The sequence below is a fragment of the Zeimonas arvi genome (genome assembly GCF_008039575.1).
Classification (GTDB): Bacteria; Pseudomonadota; Gammaproteobacteria; order Burkholderiales; family Burkholderiaceae_E; genus Zeimonas; species Zeimonas arvi.
In genome coordinates, this window is sequence record NZ_VDUY01000003.1 from 350,772 (window position 1) to 369,315 (window position 18,544).

Consider the following 18,544-nt stretch of genomic DNA (forward strand, 5'->3'; position numbering starts at 1 on the left):
TAGGGAATACTACTCCAGCCAAACGCCAGGTCGATGGGTGCGCACCCATCCTGACCGATGCCCTGCGGCGCGAGAATCGGACGAATGGTCGGCCCGGGTGACCGACCCGGCACCGGCTACCCGCCCCGTTGCTTCTCCGCCGACCCCTCCAGTCCCGCCAGCAGCGCGCGGTTGCTGCCCGGGATCACCATCCGGAACCTGTTGTCGACGAAGGTGTAGTCGAAGTAACCCATCCGCGCGAGCGGCTGGATCTTCAGCACGTCGACCATGCCCTGCCCGTCGATGACCTCGTCGTCGATGTGGATGGCCACCACGCGCCCGAACACCACGTCCACGCTGCCCATGGGCGGGGTGCCGGGAAAGCGCAGCGTGTTCAGGTACACGCACTCGAAGTGGATCGGCGAGCCGGCCACCCGTGCCGGGCGCACCCTGCGCGAGGGCAGCTTGGCCAGCCCCGCGCGCTCGAATTCGTCGACCTCGGGCGGCAGTTCCTCGGCGGTGACGTTGACCGCCTCGCGCAGCGCATACGTGGCCATGTTCCACACGAACTCGCCGGTCTCCTCGGCGTTGCGCACCGAGTCCTTGCGCTGGCCGCGGGTGTCCTGGTTGGCCGAGAACATCACGATCGGCGGATCGAAGCTCACGTTCTGGAACTGGCTGTAGGGGGCCAGGTTGTGGCGGCCCTGCCCGTCCACCGTGGAGATCCAGCCGATCGGGCGCGGCACCACGCAGGACTTGAACGGGTCGTGCGGCAGGCCGTGCGGGGTGACGCCGGGTTCGTAGTACATCGTCATTCCTCCCTTGCCTTCATCGGCTCGCCGGCGACCCAGACCTGGTTCACCGCCCGGTCGTCGCCCAGCGTCATGAGCGCGAACAGCCGCTCCTCGAGCGTGGCGGCCCGAGCGGTGCGGCGGGCGAGCAGCGGCGTGGCCGCCAGGTCCAGCGCCACGAAATCGGCCTCGCGGCCCGGCTCGAAGCTGCCGATCCGGTCGTCCAGCCCCAGCGCCTGAGCGGCGTCGCGGGTCACGCTGCGGAAGGCGCGCAGCGCGGACAGCGCCTGGCCCTGCAGCCGCAGCACGTCGTGCGCCGCGGCCAGGGTGCGCAGCATCGAGAAGCTGCTGCCGCCGCCCACGTCGCTGGCCGGCGCCCAGCGCAGGCCCTGCCGGTCGGCCGCCGCGGCGTCGAACAGCCCGCTGCCGAGGAACAGGTTCGAGGTGGGACAGAAGGCGATCGCGGCGCCGGCAGCTGCGAGCCGCTCGCGGTCGGCGTCGTCGAGGTGGATGCCGTGGGCCCACACCGTTCGCTCGCGCAGCAGGCCGAAGCGGTCGTAGGCGTCGGTGTAGCTGCGCGCATCCGGAAACAGCTCGGCGACCCAGCGCAGCTCGTCGGCGTTCTCGGCCAGGTGCGACTGCAGCCAGACGCCCGGGTGCTCGTCGAGCAGGCGTGCGCAGGCCGCCAGCTGCGCGGGCGACGAGGTCGGCGCGAAGCGCGGCGTGACCGCGTAGCCGAGCCGCCCCACGCCGTGCCAGCGCTCGATCAGCGCGCGGCTGCCCGCATACGCCGAAGCGGCCGTGTCGCGCAGGCCCTCGGGGCAGTTGCGGTCCATCAGCACCTTGCCCGCGACGATCCGCATGCCCTGCGCGCGGGCGGCGCCCATGACCGCGTCGACCGAAGCCTCGTGGACGGTGCACCACACCATCGCGCTGGTGGTGCCGTTGCGCAACAACTCGTCGAGGAAGAATCGAGCGACCTCTTCCGCGTGACCGGGATCGTCGAAGCGGCGCTCTTCCGGAAACGTGCAGCGCTCGAGCCAGTCGAGCAGGCCCGGCGCGGGCGAGGCGATCACGTCGAGCTGCGGATAGTGAACGTGCGCATCGATGAAGCCCGGCATCAGCAGCAGGCCGCGCGCATCGTGCATCGGCGCGCCGCCCAGGCGCGCCTGCAGCCTCTCGAACGGCCCGGCCGCGACGATGCGCCCGTCCTCGACCAGCAACAATCCGTCGACGACGTGCCGGCAGCCCTGGTCCGCGCCGGCGGCATCGCCGCCGAAATCGACCAGCTCGCCGCGCCAGGCCGACAGCGGCATCAGCGCTTGGGCAAGCGGCTGGCCACACCCTGCACGAAGTAGTCCATCTTGCCGAGCGCATCGTCGGACATCGGGCCGTTGGCGTGCCGGGTCTTGCCGTCCTGGTCCACCACCGGCCCCGCGAAGGCGTGCAGCGCGCCCGCGACCATGTCGGCCTCGAGCTTCTCGATCTTGGCGCGCACCTCGGGCGGCACGGCCGGGCCGAGCGGCGCGAGCTTGACCATGCCGTCCTTCATGCCGCCCCACAGGCGCGGCGGCTGCCAGTTGCCGGCCAGCACCTGCTCGACGGTCTGGTGATAGAAGTTGCCCCAGTGGTGCGTGGTGGCGGTGAGGTGCGCCTTCGGGCCGTACTTCGACATGTCCGAGTGATAACCGAACGCCCACTTGCCGCGCTCCTCCGCGGCCTGCACCACCGCGGTGGAATCGGTGTGGTGCGTCACGATGTCGGCGTTCTGCGCGAGCAGCGTGTTGGCGGCCTCGCGCTCCTTGCCCGGGTCGTACCAGGAGTTGACCCAGATGACGCGAACCTCGGCGTTCGGGTTCACGCTGCGCGCGCCCCGCGCGAAGGCGTTGATCCCCTGCAGCACCTCGGGGATCGGGAATGCGCCCACGTAGCCCAGCACGTTGGACTTGGTCATGTAGCCGGCGATCACGCCGTTCAGGTAGCGGCCCTCGTAGAAGCGCGCGTTGTACACGCCCATGTTCTTGCCGGTCTTGTAGCCGGTGGCGTGCAGGAAGGCGGTCTTCGGGAAGGCGCGGGCCACGCGCTCCACGTAGTTCATGTAGCCGAAGCTGGTGGCGAACACCAGACCGTGGCCGCTCTGCGCCATCTCGCGGATCACCCGCTCGGCGTCGGCGCCCTCGGGCACGCTCTCGACGAAGCGGGTCTCGATCTTGGGGCCGAAGGCCTTCACGATCTCGCGGCGCCCGAGCTCGTGCTGGAAGGTCCAGCCGGCGTCGCCGATCGGGCTCACGTAGACGAAGCCCACCTTCAACGGGGCGCCGCCCTGCGCGCGAGCGAGCCCGGGCAGCGCGGAGGCGCCGGCGGCCGCGGCGATGAGTTTCAGGGCGGATCTGCGTTCGTTCATCTTCTTCTCTCCGTCGGGCGCGGACCAGGCCGCGCGGAAGGTGTCTTCGCGGTTTCGTGCGTGAGCGCTTCAGCGATCGGCGCGCCAGGGCTGGCCCAGCGACACCGGCGAATTCAGCCGGATGGTCTGCCGATTGCGCGAGATTGCCACGAGCACGACCACCGTGGCGAGATAGGGCAGCGCGCTGAGCAGTTGCGACGGCACCTCGAGCTGCAGGCCCGAGCCCTGCAGGAAGAGCTGCGCGACCATCACCCCGCCGAACAGGTAGGCGCCCAGCGCGGCGCGCAGCGGCCGCCAGGTCGCGAACACGACCAGCGCCAGCGCGATCCAGCCCTTGCCTGCCACCATGCCCTCGGCCCACAGCGGCGTGTGGAAGACCGACAGGAAGGCGCCCGCCACCCCGGCCATCGCCCCGCCGAACAGCGTGGCCAGCCAGCGGATGCGTATCACCGGATGACCGATGGCGTGGGCCGACGAGGGCGACTCGCCGACCGCGCGCAGCACCAGCCCGGCGCGGCTGCGCGCGAGGAACCAAGCCACCGCGGCGAGCAGCCCCCACGAGGCGTAGACCAGCCACTGGTGCGAGAACAGCGCGTGCCCGATCACCGGGAAATCGGCCAGCAGCGGCAGCGGCGTGGCAGGCACCGCGGCCAGCGATTCCGCCTCCCAGGCCTTGCCGACGAAGGCCGACAGGCCCACGCCGAAGATCGACAGCGCGAGCCCCGAGGCCACCTGATTGGCCATCAGCGTGAGCGCCAGCACGCCGAAGATCGCGGACATGGCAGCGCCCGCCAGCAGGCCCGCGCCGACGCCGGCCGCCGAGCTGCCCGACGCATGCGCGGCCACGAAGCCGGCCACCGCGCCGACCGCCATCATGCCTTCCACGCCCAGGTTCAGCACGCCGGCGCGCTCGGCGACCAGCTCGCCCAGCGCGGCGATCATCAGCGGCGTGCCGGCCACCACGGTGGCGAAAAGGATCGCGGCGACGAGCCCGTGCTCCATCGTCTCAGGCTCCCAGCCTGGGCGCGCGCAGGCGCAGCCGGTACTGCACGAACACGTCGGCTCCCAGCAGGAAGAAGAGCAGCATCCCCTGGAAGACCTTGGAGATCGACGAAGGCAGGTTCAGGTACTGCTGGGCCTGCTCGCCGCCGATGTAGAGCAGCGCCATCAGCAGGCTGGCCAGCCCGATGCCCACCGGGTGCAGGCGGCCCACGAAGGCCACGATGATCGCGGCGAAACCGTACTGGTTCGACACGTGCTCGGTGAGCTGGCCCATGGGCCCGGCCACCTCGGCCATCCCGGCCAGGCCGGCCGTGGCGCCGCCGGCCAGCAGTCCGGTCCAGATCGCGCGGCTCACCGGAAAGCCGGCGTAGCGCGCAGCCGCCTCGGCCTGGCCAGCCACCTGCATCTGGAAGCCGGGGAAGCTGCGCTGCATGAACACCCAGGCCGCCGCCAGCACGCCGATCGCGATCGGCAAGGCCAGGCTCAGGCGCGTGCCCTCGAGCAGCACCGGCAGCAAGGCCGCCTCGCCGAACATCACCGTCTGCGGGAAGTTGAAGCCCTCGGGATCCTTCCACGGTCCGTGCACCAGCCAGGACACGCCCAGCTGGGCCACGTAGACGAGCATCAGCGAGACCAGGATCTCGCTGGCGTTGAAGCGGGTCTTGAGGAGCGCCGGGATCGCCGCCCAGGCCGCGCCGCCGAGCGCCCCGGCCAGCACCATGGCCGGCAGCAGCCAGGCCGCCCCGCTGTCGTGGGCGGCGAGCGCCACGCCGGTGGCCGCGATCGCGCCCACCACGAACTGCCCCTCGGCGCCGATGTTCCAGACGTTCGCCCGGAAGCCCACCGCCAGGCCGGCCGCGATCAGCGCCAGCGGCGTGGCCTTGAGCAGCAGCTCGGCGATCGCGTAGCCGTCGCGCAGCGGATTCAGGAAGAAGACCGAAAGCCCTTCCACCGGATCCTTGCCGAGCGCGAGGAAGATCGCCGCCACGCCGGCCACGGTGAGCAGCGCCGCGATCACCGGCGAGAGCCAGCGCATGGCGGGCGACGGCGCGGGGCGCCCCTCGAGGCGAGGCAGCCAATGGGAACGCGCCGAGCGCTCAGCGTGCATCCGCGCACCCCGGCCACTTGCCGCCCATCCACTGGCCGATCTCCTCGACGCTGGTCTCGGCCACCAGGCGCAGCGGCGACAGTCGCCCGCCGGCGATCACCGCGATCCGGTCGCAGATCTCGAACAGCTCCTCGAGCTCCTCGGAGACCACCAGCACCGCCGCGCCGGCGTCGCGCAGGTCGATCAGCTGCTGGCGCAGGAAGGCTGCCGCGCCCACGTCCACCCCCCAGGTGGGTTGCGAGACGACCAGCAGCTTCGGCTGCTGCAGGACCTCTCGCGCCACGATGAATTTCTGCAGATTGCCGCCGGACAGCGAACCGGCGACGGCCTGGGGGCCCGGCGCCTTCACGCCGAAGCGCGCGATGCAATCGGCCGCGAACCGGCGCGCCGCGCCGAAGTCGACCAGGCCCGCGCGGCGCATGCCCTTGCGGTGAGCGGTGAGCAAGGCGTTCTGCGCCAGGCTCATCTGCGGCACGGCGCCGCGGCCCAGCCGCTCCTCGGGCACGAAGCCCAGGCCCAGCTCGCGTCGACGCGCCACCGGCATCGCGCCCGCCTCGTAGCCGAACAGGCGGATCGGCGCCGGCGTGTCCAGCGGCGCCTCGCCCGAGATCGCGCGCAGCAACTCCTGCTGGCCGTTGCCCGACACGCCCGCGATCCCGACGATCTCGCCCGCCCGCACCTCGAGCTCGATGTCCGCGAGGTCCACGCCGAAGGGATCGGCGCTGGCGCGCGAAAGCCCGGCCACGTGCAGCCGCGTGTCGCCACCCTCCGCGGCCCTGGCGTGGCGGGGCACCGGCAGCTCGTCGCCGATCATCATCCGGGCCATCGAGGCCGGCGTCTCCTCGGCCGGCACGCAGCGGCCGGTCACGCGGCCGGCGCGCAGCACGGTGGCCGTGTGGCAGAGCTCGCGGATCTCGTCGAGCTTGTGGCTGATGTAGAGAATGCTGCAGCCCTCGGCCGCCAGCTTGCGCAGCATGCCGAACAGGCTGCGCACCGCCTGCGGCGTGAGCACCGAAGTCGGCTCGTCCATGATCAGCAGCTTCGGGTTCTGCAGGAGGCAGCGGATGATCTCCACCCGCTGGCGCTCGCCGACCGACAGCGCGTGCACCAGGCGGTGCGGATCCACCGGCAGCCCGTAACGGGTCGACACCGCCTCGATGCGGCGCGCCAGGTCGGCCAGGTCCGGCTTGCCCGGCAGGGCCAGCGCCGCGTTCTCGACCACGGTGAGCGACTCGAACAGCGAGAAGTGCTGGAAGACCATGCCGATCCCCAGGCTGCGCGCGTGCGCCGGGTCGCGCAGCACCACCGGCTGACCCTCCCAGACGATCTCGCCGGCGCTGGGCTGGGTGACCCCGTAGGCGATCTTCATCAGCGTGGACTTGCCCGCGCCGTTCTCGCCCAGCACCGCGTGGATCTCGCCGGGGGCGACCTCGAGGTCGATGTCCTGGTTGGCGACGACCGCCGGATAGACCTTGCCGATGCCGCGCAGCGACAGTCGGGCTGGCTGGCCGGGCGGCATCGCTCGCGGCTCAGGCCGAGGGATCGATGCCCGGGGTGCCCGGCGCAGGTGCTTCGCCGCGCGCCAGGCCCTTGGGCAGCGGGAAGGTCATGTGCTCTTCCACGCCGGGCAGCGCGCGCACGCTGCCCACGCCGAGCACGCGCAGGCGGGCGATCAGCTGCTCGACCAGCACCTCGGGCGCCGAGGCGCCGGCGGTGACGCCGATGCGGCGCTTGCCGGCCAGCCAGGCCGGATCCAGCTCGGCCGCCGAGCCGATCAGGCGGGCCTCGCAGCCGAGCTTCTCGGCGACCTCGCGAAGCCGGTTGCTGTTCGAGCTGGTGGGCGAGCCGATGACCAGCACCAGGTCGCACTGCGGCGCCATGAACTTGACCGCGTCCTGGCGGTTCTGCGTGGCGTAGCAGATGTCCTGTTTCTTGGGCTCGGCGATCCGGGGGAAGCGCGCCTTCAGCGCCGCGATGATGCCGCGGCAGTCGTCGACCGACAGCGTCGTCTGGGTGACGTAGGCCAGACGGGAGGGATCGGCCACCTGCAGGCGGGCGACATCCTCGACCTTCTCGACCAGATGGATGCCGTCGTCGGCCTGGCCCATCGTGCCCTCGACCTCGGGGTGGCCGGCATGGCCGATCATGACCACCTCGCGGTCCTCGCGGCGCATCTTGGCCACCTCGACATGGACCTTGGTGACCAGCGGGCAGGTGGCGTCGAAGACCTGCAGCCCGCGCTGCTCGGCCTCGTCGCGCACCGCGCGCGACACGCCGTGGGCCGAGAAGATCACCACCGAGCCGGCAGGCACCTGGTCGAGTTCGTCGACGAAGATCGCCCCCTTGGCACGAAGCTCGCCCACCACGTGGTCGTTGTGGACGATCTCGTGACGAACGTACACCGGCGGGCCGAATCGTTCCAGCGCGCGCTCGACGATCTCGATCGCGCGATCGACGCCCGCGCAGAAACCGCGCGGCTGGGCGAGCAGGGCTTGGGTGGCGGACATCAGAGGATCCCCAGGATGCGGACTTCGAATCGCAGCCGCTGGCCGGCCAGCGGATGATTGAAGTCGAACAGCGCGTGCTGGTCGGTGAGCTCCTTGAGCACGCCGGCGAAGCGCCCGCCGTCGGCGGTGGGGAACTCGACAGGGTCGCCGGGCTGGTAGTCGGCGTCGGGCCCGATGTTGGCATCGAAGGTGGCGCGCGACAGCTTCTGGACCAGGTCGGGGTTGCGCGGCCCGAAGGCCTGCTCGGGCTCGAGTTCGAACACCTGGTGGGCACCGTCGGCCAGACCGATCAGGCAGCGCTCCAGCGGCTCGGCCATGTGGCCTAGACCGAGCGGCAGCGTGGCGGGCCGTTCGACGAAAGTATTAATGACGTCCGCGCCCGAGTCGGCGAGACTGAGCCGGTAATGCAGGGTCAGGTAGGAGCCGGGCAGGACCCTCGCGGGGCTGCCGGCGTCGCCGGGCGCGGCGTCGGGCGATCGGGTGTTCATGCCCGCCATTCTACGGGATGGGTCGCCGCCGCACCCGGCTGCGACCGGGGTCTTGCCGGCCCGGATCGCGGCCGCGCCCTGTCCTCCAGACCCCGAAACTTCGAGCGAAACCATGACGATCACCGAATGGCCGGCCGATCAACGCCCCCGCGAACGGCTGCTGGCCGGCGAGGCCGCCCGGCTCTCCGACGCCGAACTGCTGGCAGTGCTGCTCCGCACGGGCATGCGCGGCCGCAGCGCGGTCGACCTGGGAAACGAATTGCTCTCCGAGTACGGCGGCCTGCGCGGGCTGCTGTCGGCCCGCCAGGAGCAGGCCTTGAACCGCCCCGGCCTGGGCCCGGCACGATGGGCGCTGCTGCAGGCCTCGGTGGAGCTGTCGCGGCGCTCGCTGCGCGAGGAGCTGCGGGCCCGCGACTCGCTGCAGTCGCCCGGCACCGTGCGCGACTTCCTTGCCCTCTGGCTGCGCGACCGCGGTTTCGAGGTCTTCGCCGGGCTCTTCCTGGACAGCCAGAACCGCCTGATCTCGGCCGAGGAGCTGTTCCGCGGCACGCTGACCCAGACCGCGGTCTACCCCCGCGAGGTGGCGCGTCGGGCGCTCGAGCTCAACTGCGCGGCGATCATCTTCGCCCATAACCACCCCTCGGGCGTGGCCGAACCCAGCGCGGCGGACAGGATGCTCACCGACGCGCTGCGCTCGGCCCTGCGCCCGCTGGACATACCGGTGCTCGACCACCTGATCGTGGCTGGCAACCGGTGCTACTCGTTCGCCGAGGCGGGGCTTCTGTGAGCGGTCACGCCCGGACTTGCCCCACTCGCCCTGGTTCCCTTATAATGGCGAGCTTTGCTGGATCCGAGCGGGTCCACCGCAACCCGAGCCGGGCGAATGCGGGCCTCGATGCAGGTCCCGAATGCAGGCCCGAGAGCTCTCCGTTAGCGAGATCCTGACAGGAACACTGATCATGGCCAAAGTCTGCCAAGTTACCGGAAAAGCGCCGATGGTCGGCAACAACGTTTCGCACGCGAACAACAAGACCAAGCGTCGCTTCCTGCCGAACCTCCAGTACCGCCGCATCTGGGTCGAATCCGAGCAGCGCTGGGTTCGCCTGCGCATCTCCAATGCGGGCCTGCGCCTGATCGACAAGGTGGGCATCGACTCGGTGCTGGCCGGCCTGCGCGCTCGCGGCAACGCCTGAGCGACCGAACGAACCTCACCGCACCAGCGAGGCGAACACCATGCGCGACAAGATCAAGCTCGAGTCGACGGCCGGCACCGGCCACTTCTACACGACCACCAAGAACAAGCGGAACATGCCGGAAAAGATGGAGATCAAGAAGTTCGATCCCGTCGCCCGCAAGCACGTGATCTACAAGGAAACGAAGATCAAGTGACGCCTGCCCCGGGGCCTTCCCCGGACAGGGGAAAGACCCGGCACGGCGCCCGGCGCGCCGGCGTATCCGGAGGGGGGCGGTCGACATGCCACCGCCTCGAAGACAGGCAGGCCTTCGCGCCTGCCTTTTCTTTTCCCGGAACCGCCTGCGGGCGCCACGGGTTGACGGGCCAAAACGGCCTCTATACCCTCCCACCGGGGCTAGTTCCGACGCGTTCCATCCCGGCGCGCTGACAAACCGCACTTTCGACGGACCGGTCAAGGGTCGGAACCCGAACCACAACGACGCATCGGGCGGCGCGGCACAGCGGCCCCCGGGCACCTGGATCGACTGATCACCGAAGCCGCAAGAGGAGACACTCCGTGAAGCAGACCACCAAACCCGCCATCGATTCGGCCGCCCAGTCCGGCTCGCGCCGCAAGTTCTTCGGCAGCGCCGCCGCCGCCGGCACCGCGGCCACGCTGGGCTTCCCCGCCATCGTGCGCGCGCAGGGCGCAGTCACCCTGCGCTTCCAGAGCACCTGGCCGACCGTCGACATCTTCCACGAGTACGCGGTCGACTTCACCAAGAAGATCAACGACATGACCGGCGGCGAGCTGAAGGTCGAGATGCTGCCCGCCGGCGCGGTCGTGCCCGCCTTCGGCCTGCTCGACGCCGTCTCCAAGGGCACGCTCGACGGCGGCCACGGGGTGCTCGGCTACAACTACGGCAAGCAGAACGCGCTGGCGCTGTTCTCGTCCGGTCCGGCCTTCGGCATGGACGCCAACATGGTCCTGGCCTGGCACAAGTACGGCGGCGGCAAGGAACTGCTCGACAAGCTCTACACGTCGATCGGCGGCAACGTCGTCACCTTCCTGACCGGCCCGATGTCCACCCAGCCCTTCGGCTGGTTCAAGAAGCCGATCACCAAGACCGCCGACCTGAAGGGCCTCAAGTTCCGCACCAACGGCCTGGCGATCGACCTGTTCACCGAGATGGGCGCGGCGGTCAACGCGCTGCCCGGCGGCGAGATCGTGCCGGCGCTCGACCGCGGCCTGCTCGACGGCGCCGAGTTCAACAACGCCTCGTCCGACCGGCTGCTGGGCTTTCCCGACGTCTCCAAGGTCTGCATGCTGCAGAGCTTCCATCAGGCGGCCGAGACCTTCGAGATCATCTTCAACAAGGACAAGTACAACGGTCTGCCCAAGACCATGCAGGCCATCATCGCCAACGCCGTCGAGGCCGCCTCGGCCGACATGTCCTGGAAATCGGTCGACCGTTACTCGAAGGACTACATCAACCTGCAGAAGGACGGCGTGAAGTTCTACAAGACGCCGGATGCGATCCTGCGCGAGCAGCTGGTCGTCTGGGACCGGATCGTCGCGAAGAAGGCCGAGACGAACCCGCTGTTCAAGGAGATCGAGGCCTCGCAGCGCGCCTTCGCCGCCCGGGCCATGGCGTGGGACATGGACACCAACAACAACCGGCGCCTGGCTTACAACCACTACTTCCAGAAGAAGGGCTGAGCCCCGCTGCCCGGGGTGACCGGCGGTCGCTGACTGCCGGCGATCCCCGGGTCGCGTCCCCTTCGCTGCGCGAATGGCCGGACCGGAGACGGATGCAGCATCGATACCGTTCCGGTTTCCGGCCGTTTTTGCGTTACCATCCAGCCCCTCGTCCACTAGCAGGCTGAGACCATCATGCAAGGGCTCCTGGTCGCCATCGACCGGTTCAACACCTGGATCGGCCAGTTGTTCGGCTGGCTCGCGCTGGCGCTGACACTCTTCGTCTCCTACGAGGTCTTCTCGCGCTACGTCCTGGGTGCGCCGCACGCCTGGTCCTTCGACTTCATGAACATGCTGTACGGCGGCCTGTTCATGATGGCGGGCGCCTACACGCTGGCCAAGAACGGCCATGTTCGCGGCGACGTGCTGTACGGATTCTTCCCGGCCCGGCTGCAGGCCAGTCTCGACCTCGCGCTGTACATCCTCTTCTTCTTCCCGGGAGTGATCGCGATGTTCTGGGCCGGCTACTACTACGCGGCCGAGTCCTGGGCGATCAACGAGCACTCCAACATCACCGCCGACGGACCGCCGATCTATCCGTTCAAGGCCATCATCCCGATCGCGGGTTTCTGCCTGCTGCTGCAGGGCTTCGTCGAAGTCGTCCGTTGCATCGGCTGCCTGCGGGAAGGCAAGTGGCCGTCACGCGAGGAGGACGTTGAGGAAGTCGACGTCGACAAGCTCAAGGACATGGTCCACGTGAAGGACGAAGACATCGCCCAGCTCGACGTCTACGTCACCGGGCAGCACAAGCAGGCGCCGCAGAAATGAGAAAGGAAATCTGGTTCGGCCTGTCCATCCTGATCGCGATCGTCCTCGGCATCGCGATCCTGATGCCGGCACCGGCCGACATGACCAACGGCCACCTCGGCCTCCTGATGCTGGCGCTGATCGTCGTCACCATCATGCTGGGCTTCCCCACGGCCTTCACGCTGATGGGCATGGGCGTGATCTTCACGCTGCTGGCCTATCGCGGCATGGGCTGGGAGCTCGCCATCCAGCAGACGCTGGACCTGATGGTGCTTCGCACCTATGCGGTGATGACCAACGACGTGCTGATCGCCGTCCCGCTGTTCATCTTCATGGGCTACCTGGTCGAGCGCGCCAACCTGATCCAGAGCCTGTTCCAGGGCCTGCACCTGGCCATGGCGAGGGTGCCGGGTTCGCTGGCGGTCGCCACGATCGCCACTTGCGCGCTGTTCGCCACTGCCACCGGCATCGTCGGCGCGGTGGTCACGCTGATGGGGCTGCTCGCCCTGCCGGCGATGCTGCGTGCCGGCTACAGCGTCCAACTCTCGGCCGGGGCGATCACGGCCGGGGGCTGCCTGGGCATCCTGCTGCCGCCCTCGGTCCTGCTGATCCTGTATGGCGCGGTCGCCGGGGTCTCGGTCGTCAAGCTCTACGCGGGCGCATTCTTCCCGGGCCTGATGCTGGCCGGGCTCTACGTCCTGTACGTGATCGTGCTCGCCAAGTTCAAGCCCCATCTCGCGCCGCCGCTCTCCGAGGAAGATCGGAAGGTCCCGCTGCCGCCGTTTGCGAGCGCGCTGAAGGACAGCGTCGGCAACCGCGCCATCCCGGCCATGGTCACTGCGATCAAGGGGCGCCGCAACGTCGGCGTTCCGAACGCTACGCTGGTCAGGAACCTCGTGGTCGCCGTGATGCCGATCCTCGTGTTCGCGGCGGTCATGGGCGGCAGCTATCTCGCTGTCACCGCACCCGTCGTCGAGGAGGACTTCGGCTTGCAGCAGATGGGCGGCGGCTTCAGTTCTTCGGACGACGCCGGCAGCGGCAGCGGCCTGGCGGAACCCCCCGGCGCCGGCGGGCTGGCCGAGCCTCCGGGCGCGAATGGTGCGGAAGCGACCGCTCCGGACGCGACCGCCGGCCCGGCGCAAGACGCCGGCGAAGCCGACGGGCCGCAACGCCGGGCGGCGCCGCTCGGCTACTGGATAGGCCTGGCGGTCGTCGGCGTTGCGATGCTCGGCTACTACGCGATGCTCACCTTCGCGCGGCTCGAGATCTTCAAGATGCTGCTCGCGTCGTTCTTCCCGCTCACGCTGCTGATCCTGGCGGTGCTGGGCAGCATCGTCGTCGGCCTCTGCACGCCGACCGAGGCGGCGGCGCTCGGCGCGCTGGGCGGCATCCTGCTCGCCGCGGCCTATCGGAGGCTGAATTTCCCGATGGTGCGCGAGTCGGTGTACCTCACCGCCAAGACCAGCGCGATGGTCTGCTGGCTGTTCGTCGGCTCGAGCATCTTCTCGGCGGCCTTCGCCTTGCTCGGCGGCCAGGAGATCATCAACAACTGGGTCATGGGAATGGATCTCACGCCCATCCAGTTCATGATCCTGGCGCAGGTCGTGATCTTCCTGCTCGGCTGGCCGCTCGAGTGGACCGAGATCATCATCATCTTCATGCCGATCTTCCTGCCGCTGCTCGACCACTTCCAGATCGATCCGCTGTTCTTCGGCCTGCTGGTCGCGCTGAACCTGCAGACGGCGTTCCTGTCGCCGCCGGTGGCCATGTCGGCCTTCTACCTGAAGGGCGTCTCGCCCCCGCACGTGACGCTGAACCAGATCTTCATGGGCATGCTGCCGTTCATGGGCATACAGATCATCGCGATCGTGATCCTGTACTTGTTCCCCGGCATCGGTCTCTGGCTGCCGAACGCGCTGTACTGATTCCCGACGGCGGGAATGGAAAAGCCCCGCATGGCGGGGCTTTTTCTCTCTGGCGGCCGTCTCCGCTTGGGGCCGCCTTCGCTTGCGGCCGTTCTCGATGCCGGCCGGGTCTTCCCGGCCGTGCCGCACGGATCACGCAGCGGCGTAGGACCTCACCCTGACCGACAGTTCCTGCAGCGAGCGGATGCCGCTCGCCTCGGCGCGCTGGCACCACTGCTGCAGGTGGGCCACCAGCTGCTCGCGGCTCAGGGTGGAACGCTCCCAGACCTTGGCCAGCTCGCGGCGCATCTCGACCAGCTTGTGCAGCCGCTCGCTCGCCGCGAAGATCTCGGCGACCCGTGCCTGGTGCTGCGCGCTCCAGCGGGCGGCGTCGAGATGCAGCCAGCGCCGCGCAGAGGCCACCAGCTTGCCCTCGGGACGCTGCGCGAGGCGCTTGGCCTCGTCGGCACAGGCCTGCCGCAGCGTGCGCGCGTAATGCGCCATCACGTCGTAGCGGTGGGCGATGACCGCCTGGACGGTCTCCAGGTCGATGACCTGCCTGGCCTGGGCGAACTTCGGCTTCGGCACGGTGCGACGCACGGTGGCCAGCCCCAGCATCGACAGGACCCGGATGTACATCCAGCCGATGTCGAACTCGTACCACTTCACCGACAGCTTGGCGGAGCTGGCGAAGGTGTGGTGGTTGTTGTGGAGTTCCTCGCCGCCGATCAGGATGCCCCAGGGAAAGACGTTCGTGCTCGCGTCGGGGCAGTCGAAGTTGCGGTAGCCCTTGGCGTGGCCCAGGCCGTTGATGACGCCGGCGGCCCACACCGGGATCCACAGCATCTGCACCGCCCACACCGCCAGGCCGATGACGCCGAACGCGGCCACCGTGCCCACCAGCAGCAGCGACACGCCCAGCACCGGATGCTTCGAGTAGAGATTGCGCTCGATCCGGTCGTCGGGCGTGCCGTGGCCGAATTTCTGCAGGGTCTCCAGGTTCCGCGCCTCGGCCCGATAGAGCTCGGCGCCTTCGAGCAGGACCTTGCCCAAGCCCCAGCGAACCGGGCTGTGCGGGTCGTCCTTGGACTCGCAGCGCGCGTGGTGCTTGCGATGGATGGCCGCCCATTCCCGGGTGACCATGCCGGTGGTGAGCCACAGCCAGAAGCGGAAGAAGTGCGCAACGGCCGGATGCAGGTCCAGCGCCCGATGGGCCTGGCAGCGATGGAGATAGATCGTGACGCCGGCGATCGTGACGTGCGTGGCGGCCAGCGTGTACAGCACGATCTGCCACCAGGTGGCGTCCAAGAAGCCCCGGTCGAGGAATTGAAGCAGGGAATCCAGCAAGAATGGGGAATCGGACAAGGAGACGTCTCCAGATCGGGCAGAAGGAGGGCCGAGGGGCCATCCGGGCAGCGCGCGCCGGACAGCATCCCGGGCGCGGCTTGCGCCCATGATAACCGGCGGGGTCCCAGGGTGCGCAACGCCCGGCCTGGGCGCGAGCGAACGCCGTCAGCGCACCCGCTTCCAGCGCGCCGCGAAGAAGCCGTCCACGCCGTCCCGGTGCGGCAGCAGCCGCAGGAATCCGACCGGATCGCCTTCCGGATCGGCCTCGTCGATGCCGGCGCCCTGCCCCGCCAGGAAGGCTCGGGCCGGCTCACGGACGAATCCCGGGTGGGCCGCCTCGAAGCGCTCGGCCTGCCGCTCGTTTTCCTCGGGCAGCAGGCTGCAGGTAGCGTAGACCAGCGCGCCGCCCGGCTTGACCAGCCGCGCGCCGGCTTCGAGGATGGCCTGCTGCTGTTCGAGCAGGCGGCCCAGGGCGGTCGGGTCGCCCCGCCACTTCAGGTCGGGATTGCGACGCAGCGTGCCGGTGCCGCTGCAAGGCGCGTCGACCAGCACGGCGTCGGCGCGACTGGCCAGCCGGTCGAGTTTCGGGTCGCGCTCGCTGTCGATCGCCATCGGCTGCACGTTGGTGGCGCCGGCCCGCTGCAGGCGCGGGCGCAGGCGCATGAGGCGCGGCGCCGAGATGTCGCAGGCGAAGACCTGGCCGGTCGAGCGCATCGCGGCGGCCATGGCCAGCGTCTTGCCGCCGGCGCCGGCGCACAGGTCGACCACGGTCTGGCCGCGCTTCGGTCCCACCAGCATCGCGAGCAGCTGGCTACCCGCGTCCTGCACCTCGACCAGCCCTTCGGTGAAGGCGCGCGAGGTCTCGAGCGCCGGCTTTCCCTTGACCCGCAGCGCAAGCGGGGCGATGGCGAGCGGCTCGGCCTGGATGCCGTCTTCGGCCAGCGCCGCCATCGCGGCCTCGCGATCGCTCCGGGCGCCGTTGACCCGCAGGTCGAGCGGCGCGGGCTCGAGCAGCGCCGCGGCCAGGGCGGCGGCATCCGGCCGTCCTTCGATGACGATCGCAAGCCAGTCGGGCAAGCTGACGCGGATCGCGAAGGGAAGCGTGGCCGGATCGATGTCGCGGGCGCGCGCCAGCCAGGCGGGCAGCGCGCCGTCGGCCCGCTCGCTGCGAACCGGCAAGCCGCGGCGAACCCGCGACACCGCGGCAAGCCGCTGGGCGATCGGCCCGTCGCCGCTCTGCGCCAGGTGCGCGTAGAGACGCCGGTTGCGCAGCACGTCGAACACGGTCTCGGCCACCCCCGCGCGGTCGCGCCGGCCCATCTCCGGATGCTCGCGGAAGAAACGGCGCAACGCGGTGTCGGCCGGCATGGTCATGGGCAAGACCGCGTCGAGGGCGCGCACGTCGACCGGCGCGCGGGCCGGGCCGAGCCCGGGTCTGCCCGTGCCCGGTCGGCCTCGCTGCTCACTGCCGCCACGCATGCCGGGCGCCTTGCCGGCGCGCGGACCGCGCCCCCCCGCCTTGCCCGGGCCGCCCTTGCCCGCGCCTGCGGCGCGCTTTCCATCCCGCCTGCTCATGAGCCGCTCCAGAGCAGCCGCGATTCGACCGGCCCGCTCGGGCCGGCAGCGCCAGGCCGGGGAAGCAGCCTGACCCGGCGGCCCTCGACCCGCAGCCTGTCCTCGACGAACCAGCGCACCGCCAGCGGGTAGAGCCGATGCTCGGCCTCGAGCACTCGCGCCTCGAGCGTCTGTTCGGTGTCGTCGTCGCGCACCTCGACCACGGACTGCGCGAGGATCGGCCCGTCGTCGAGCTCGGCGCCCACGAAGTGCACGGTGGAGCCGTGCACCCGGACCCCGGCCGCCAGCGCGCGCCTGTGCGTGGCCAGCCCCGGGAAGGCGGGCAGCAGCGACGGGTGAATGTTGAGCATGCGGCCCGCGTAGCGGCGCACGAAGCCGTCGGTCAGAATGCGCATGAAGCCCGCCAGCACCACCAGGTCGGGCGCCAGCGCGTCGATCTCGGCGGCCAGTGCGGCGTCGAAGGACTCGCGATCGGCGTGCTCGCGATGGTCCACCACCCGCACCGGCAGGCCCTGCTCGGCCGCGCGGGCCAGGCCTTCGGCGCCGGGCCGGTTGCCGATCACGCCGACGATCCGGGCCGGCCAGCCCTCGGCCGCGCAGGCGCGGGCGAGGGCCACCATGTTCGAGCCGCGTCCCGAGATCAGGACCACGATTTTTTTCATCGTGGAATTCTATCATCGCGACTGGGCGAACCACCCGGCAAAGCCTTATAATTCAAGGTTTTGCATCGCCGCCCTCCTCCTCCCGGAAACCCGCCCCCGATGGAAGTGTTCCGACGCCTGCCCCCGCCCGATCGGCGGCGCCCCTGCGCGCTGACGATCGGGAACTTCGACGGCGTGCACGTCGGGCATCGCGAGATGCTGGCGCAGCTGTCGGCGGCCGCGCGCGCGCGCGGGCTGCCGGTCTGCGTGCTCACCTTCGAGCCGCATCCGCGCGAGTGGTTCGCCGCGCATCCGCGCCCCGGCGCCGCGCCGGTCACGCCGCCGGCCCGCATCAGCACCAGCCGCGACAAGCTCGAGGCGCTGGCCGAGTGCGGCGTGGACCGGGTCTGCATCGCGCGCTTCAACGCCTCGCTGGCCTCGCAGCCGGCCGAGGAATTCATCGAGCGCATCGTGGTCGAAGGCCTGCAGGCGCGCTGCCTGATGGTGGGCGACGACTTCCGCTTCGGCGCGCGACGCCGCGGCGACCACGACATGCTCGCCGAGGCCGCGCCGCGCCTGGGCTTCGACCTGATGCGCCAGCCCACGGTGGAGCGCCACGGCGTGCGGGTGTCCAGCTCGGCGGTGCGCGACGCGCTCGCCGCCGGCGACTTCGAACGCGCGCACAGCCTGCTCGGACGGCCCTACACGATCAGCGGACGCGTGATCCACGGGCGCAAGCTGGGCCGCAACCTGGGCTTTCCCACGCTGAACCTGCCAGTACGCTTTCCGCGCCCGGCCTCGAGCGGCATCTTCGTCGTGCAGGTGCACGGCCTGGGCGATTCGCCGCTGCCCGGCGTGGCCAGCCTGGGCACGCGCCCCGCGGTCGAGGAGAACGGCGCCCTGCTGCTCGAGGTGCACCTGTTCGACTTCTCGCGCCAGGTCTACGGACGGCGCGTGAGCGTCGAGTTCCTGCACAAGCTGCGCGACGAGGCCCGCTACGATTCGCTCGAGCTGCTTGCGGCCCAGATCCGAATCGACGCGCAACAGGCGCGCGAGTGGCTCGCGCAGCACGCCTGAGCCCTCTCCGACCCCGAACCGAATTTCCCCGAGAGAACAAC

18 protein-coding genes are annotated in these 18,544 nt (G+C 70.2%); 7 read left to right on the forward strand and 11 right to left on the reverse strand.

What is annotated here, in order from left to right:
* Positions 1-116 precede the first annotated feature (116 nt).
* The 8 genes from FHP08_RS09050 to FHP08_RS09085 form a co-directional block, all read right to left on the reverse strand.
* The gene (locus FHP08_RS09050) at positions 117-788 is read right to left on the reverse strand and encodes a flavin reductase family protein (RefSeq protein WP_147704121.1); all 672 of its coding nucleotides are present in this window, start codon (positions 786-788) and stop codon (positions 117-119) included.
* A gap of 2 nt (positions 789-790) precedes the next feature.
* A complete protein-coding gene (gene guaD / locus FHP08_RS09055) occupies positions 791-2,086 on the reverse strand; it encodes a guanine deaminase (RefSeq protein WP_147704122.1) in 1,296 nt (431 codons plus the stop codon).
* Positions 2,086-3,174, reverse strand: a complete 1,089-nt coding sequence (locus tag FHP08_RS09060; protein ID WP_147704123.1) for a BMP family ABC transporter substrate-binding protein — start codon at positions 3,172-3,174, stop codon at positions 2,086-2,088. Before FHP08_RS09060 ends, guaD begins: the two co-directional genes overlap by 1 nt.
* Before the next feature lie 69 nt (positions 3,175-3,243).
* The gene (locus FHP08_RS09065) at positions 3,244-4,176 is read right to left on the reverse strand and encodes an ABC transporter permease (RefSeq protein ID WP_147704124.1); all 933 of its coding nucleotides are present in this window, start codon (positions 4,174-4,176) and stop codon (positions 3,244-3,246) included.
* A 4-nt stretch (positions 4,177-4,180) separates the two neighbouring features.
* Positions 4,181-5,212, reverse strand: coding sequence for an ABC transporter permease (locus tag FHP08_RS09070; protein ID WP_222707852.1), 1,032 nt, complete (start codon positions 5,210-5,212; stop codon positions 4,181-4,183).
* A gap of 61 nt (positions 5,213-5,273) precedes the next feature.
* Positions 5,274-6,803, reverse strand: a complete 1,530-nt coding sequence (locus FHP08_RS09075; RefSeq protein ID WP_147704125.1) for an ABC transporter ATP-binding protein — start codon at positions 6,801-6,803, stop codon at positions 5,274-5,276.
* Between the two features lie 10 nt (positions 6,804-6,813).
* Positions 6,814-7,791: a 4-hydroxy-3-methylbut-2-enyl diphosphate reductase gene (gene ispH / locus FHP08_RS09080; RefSeq protein WP_147704126.1), complete on the reverse strand. Its 978-nt coding sequence runs from the start codon at positions 7,789-7,791 to the stop codon at positions 6,814-6,816.
* A complete protein-coding gene (locus FHP08_RS09085; protein WP_147704127.1) occupies positions 7,791-8,279 on the reverse strand; it encodes an FKBP-type peptidyl-prolyl cis-trans isomerase in 489 nt (162 codons plus the stop codon). Before FHP08_RS09085 ends, ispH begins: the two co-directional genes overlap by 1 nt.
* A 112-nt stretch (positions 8,280-8,391) precedes the next feature.
* Between FHP08_RS09085 and radC the strand changes: the two genes are divergently transcribed.
* The 6 genes from radC (at position 8,392) to FHP08_RS09115 (ending at position 13,884) form a co-directional block, all read left to right on the forward strand.
* Positions 8,392-9,066 carry a RadC family protein gene (gene radC / locus FHP08_RS09090; protein ID WP_147704128.1) on the forward strand — a complete coding sequence of 225 codons (675 nt, stop codon included), beginning with the start codon at positions 8,392-8,394 and terminating at the stop codon, positions 9,064-9,066.
* A 172-nt stretch (positions 9,067-9,238) separates the two neighbouring features.
* A complete protein-coding gene (gene rpmB / locus FHP08_RS09095) occupies positions 9,239-9,472 on the forward strand; it encodes a 50S ribosomal protein L28 (RefSeq protein WP_147704129.1) in 234 nt (77 codons plus the stop codon).
* Between the two features lie 40 nt (positions 9,473-9,512).
* Complete coding sequence (gene rpmG / locus FHP08_RS09100; RefSeq protein ID WP_147704130.1) at positions 9,513-9,668, forward strand: 50S ribosomal protein L33; 156 nt, start codon at positions 9,513-9,515, stop codon at positions 9,666-9,668.
* Positions 9,669-10,030: 362 nt separating this feature from the next.
* The gene (locus FHP08_RS09105; protein WP_187272236.1) at positions 10,031-11,173 is read left to right on the forward strand and encodes a TRAP transporter substrate-binding protein; all 1,143 of its coding nucleotides are present in this window, start codon (positions 10,031-10,033) and stop codon (positions 11,171-11,173) included.
* A 174-nt stretch (positions 11,174-11,347) separates the two neighbouring features.
* On the forward strand, positions 11,348-11,980 hold the full coding sequence (locus FHP08_RS09110; RefSeq protein WP_147704131.1) for a TRAP transporter small permease subunit: 633 nt from the start codon (positions 11,348-11,350) through the stop codon (positions 11,978-11,980).
* Positions 11,977-13,884: a TRAP transporter large permease gene (locus FHP08_RS09115; RefSeq protein ID WP_147704132.1), complete on the forward strand. Its 1,908-nt coding sequence runs from the start codon at positions 11,977-11,979 to the stop codon at positions 13,882-13,884. The genes FHP08_RS09110 and FHP08_RS09115 overlap by 4 nt, the downstream gene beginning before the upstream one ends.
* A gap of 132 nt (positions 13,885-14,016) precedes the next feature.
* Here FHP08_RS09115 and FHP08_RS09120 read toward each other — a convergent pair whose 3' ends face one another.
* The 3 genes from FHP08_RS09120 to purN all read right to left on the reverse strand — a co-directional run bounded on the left by FHP08_RS09120 (position 14,017) and on the right by purN (position 17,447).
* Positions 14,017-15,210, reverse strand: coding sequence for a DesA family fatty acid desaturase (locus FHP08_RS09120; protein ID WP_147704362.1), 1,194 nt, complete (start codon positions 15,208-15,210; stop codon positions 14,017-14,019).
* A gap of 165 nt (positions 15,211-15,375) precedes the next feature.
* The gene (locus FHP08_RS09125; RefSeq protein ID WP_225879083.1) at positions 15,376-16,785 is read right to left on the reverse strand and encodes an RsmB/NOP family class I SAM-dependent RNA methyltransferase; all 1,410 of its coding nucleotides are present in this window, start codon (positions 16,783-16,785) and stop codon (positions 15,376-15,378) included.
* Positions 16,782-17,447: a phosphoribosylglycinamide formyltransferase gene (purN, locus tag FHP08_RS09130; RefSeq protein ID WP_147704133.1), complete on the reverse strand. Its 666-nt coding sequence runs from the start codon at positions 17,445-17,447 to the stop codon at positions 16,782-16,784. Before purN ends, FHP08_RS09125 begins: the two co-directional genes overlap by 4 nt.
* 99 nt (positions 17,448-17,546) lie before the next feature.
* Here purN and FHP08_RS09135 point away from each other — a divergent pair, with 99 nt between their 5' ends.
* Positions 17,547-18,503: a bifunctional riboflavin kinase/FAD synthetase gene (locus FHP08_RS09135; RefSeq protein ID WP_147704134.1), complete on the forward strand. Its 957-nt coding sequence runs from the start codon at positions 17,547-17,549 to the stop codon at positions 18,501-18,503.
* The last annotated feature ends 41 nt before the right edge of the window (positions 18,504-18,544 follow it).

Excerpts from the sequence above, each read along its gene's own strand:
- FHP08_RS09050 (WP_147704121.1), bottom strand. The coding sequence starts at position 788 with ATGTACTACGAACCCGGCGTCACCCCGCACGGCCTGCCGCACGACCCG.
- guaD (WP_147704122.1), bottom strand. The coding sequence starts at position 2,086 with ATGCCGCTGTCGGCCTGGCGCGGCGAGCTGGTCGATTTCGGCGGCGAT.
- FHP08_RS09060 (WP_147704123.1), bottom strand. The coding sequence starts at position 3,174 with ATGAACGAACGCAGATCCGCCCTGAAACTCATCGCCGCGGCCGCCGGC.
- FHP08_RS09065 (WP_147704124.1), bottom strand. The coding sequence starts at position 4,176 with ATGGAGCACGGGCTCGTCGCCGCGATCCTTTTCGCCACCGTGGTGGCC.
- FHP08_RS09070 (WP_222707852.1), bottom strand. The coding sequence starts at position 5,212 with ATGCGCTGGCTCTCGCCGGTGATCGCGGCGCTGCTCACCGTGGCCGGC.
- FHP08_RS09075 (WP_147704125.1), bottom strand. The coding sequence starts at position 6,803 with ATGCCGCCCGGCCAGCCAGCCCGACTGTCGCTGCGCGGCATCGGCAAG.
- ispH (WP_147704126.1), bottom strand. The coding sequence starts at position 7,791 with ATGTCCGCCACCCAAGCCCTGCTCGCCCAGCCGCGCGGTTTCTGCGCG.
- FHP08_RS09085 (WP_147704127.1), bottom strand. The coding sequence starts at position 8,279 with ATGAACACCCGATCGCCCGACGCCGCGCCCGGCGACGCCGGCAGCCCC.
- radC (WP_147704128.1), top strand. The coding sequence starts at position 8,392 with ATGACGATCACCGAATGGCCGGCCGATCAACGCCCCCGCGAACGGCTG.
- rpmB (WP_147704129.1), top strand. The coding sequence starts at position 9,239 with ATGGCCAAAGTCTGCCAAGTTACCGGAAAAGCGCCGATGGTCGGCAAC.
- rpmG (WP_147704130.1), top strand. The coding sequence starts at position 9,513 with ATGCGCGACAAGATCAAGCTCGAGTCGACGGCCGGCACCGGCCACTTC.
- FHP08_RS09110 (WP_147704131.1), top strand. The coding sequence starts at position 11,348 with ATGCAAGGGCTCCTGGTCGCCATCGACCGGTTCAACACCTGGATCGGC.
- FHP08_RS09115 (WP_147704132.1), top strand. The coding sequence starts at position 11,977 with ATGAGAAAGGAAATCTGGTTCGGCCTGTCCATCCTGATCGCGATCGTC.
- FHP08_RS09125 (WP_225879083.1), bottom strand. The coding sequence starts at position 16,785 with ATGAGCAGGCGGGATGGAAAGCGCGCCGCAGGCGCGGGCAAGGGCGGC.
- purN (WP_147704133.1), bottom strand. The coding sequence starts at position 17,447 with ATGAAAAAAATCGTGGTCCTGATCTCGGGACGCGGCTCGAACATGGTG.
- FHP08_RS09135 (WP_147704134.1), top strand. The coding sequence starts at position 17,547 with ATGGAAGTGTTCCGACGCCTGCCCCCGCCCGATCGGCGGCGCCCCTGC.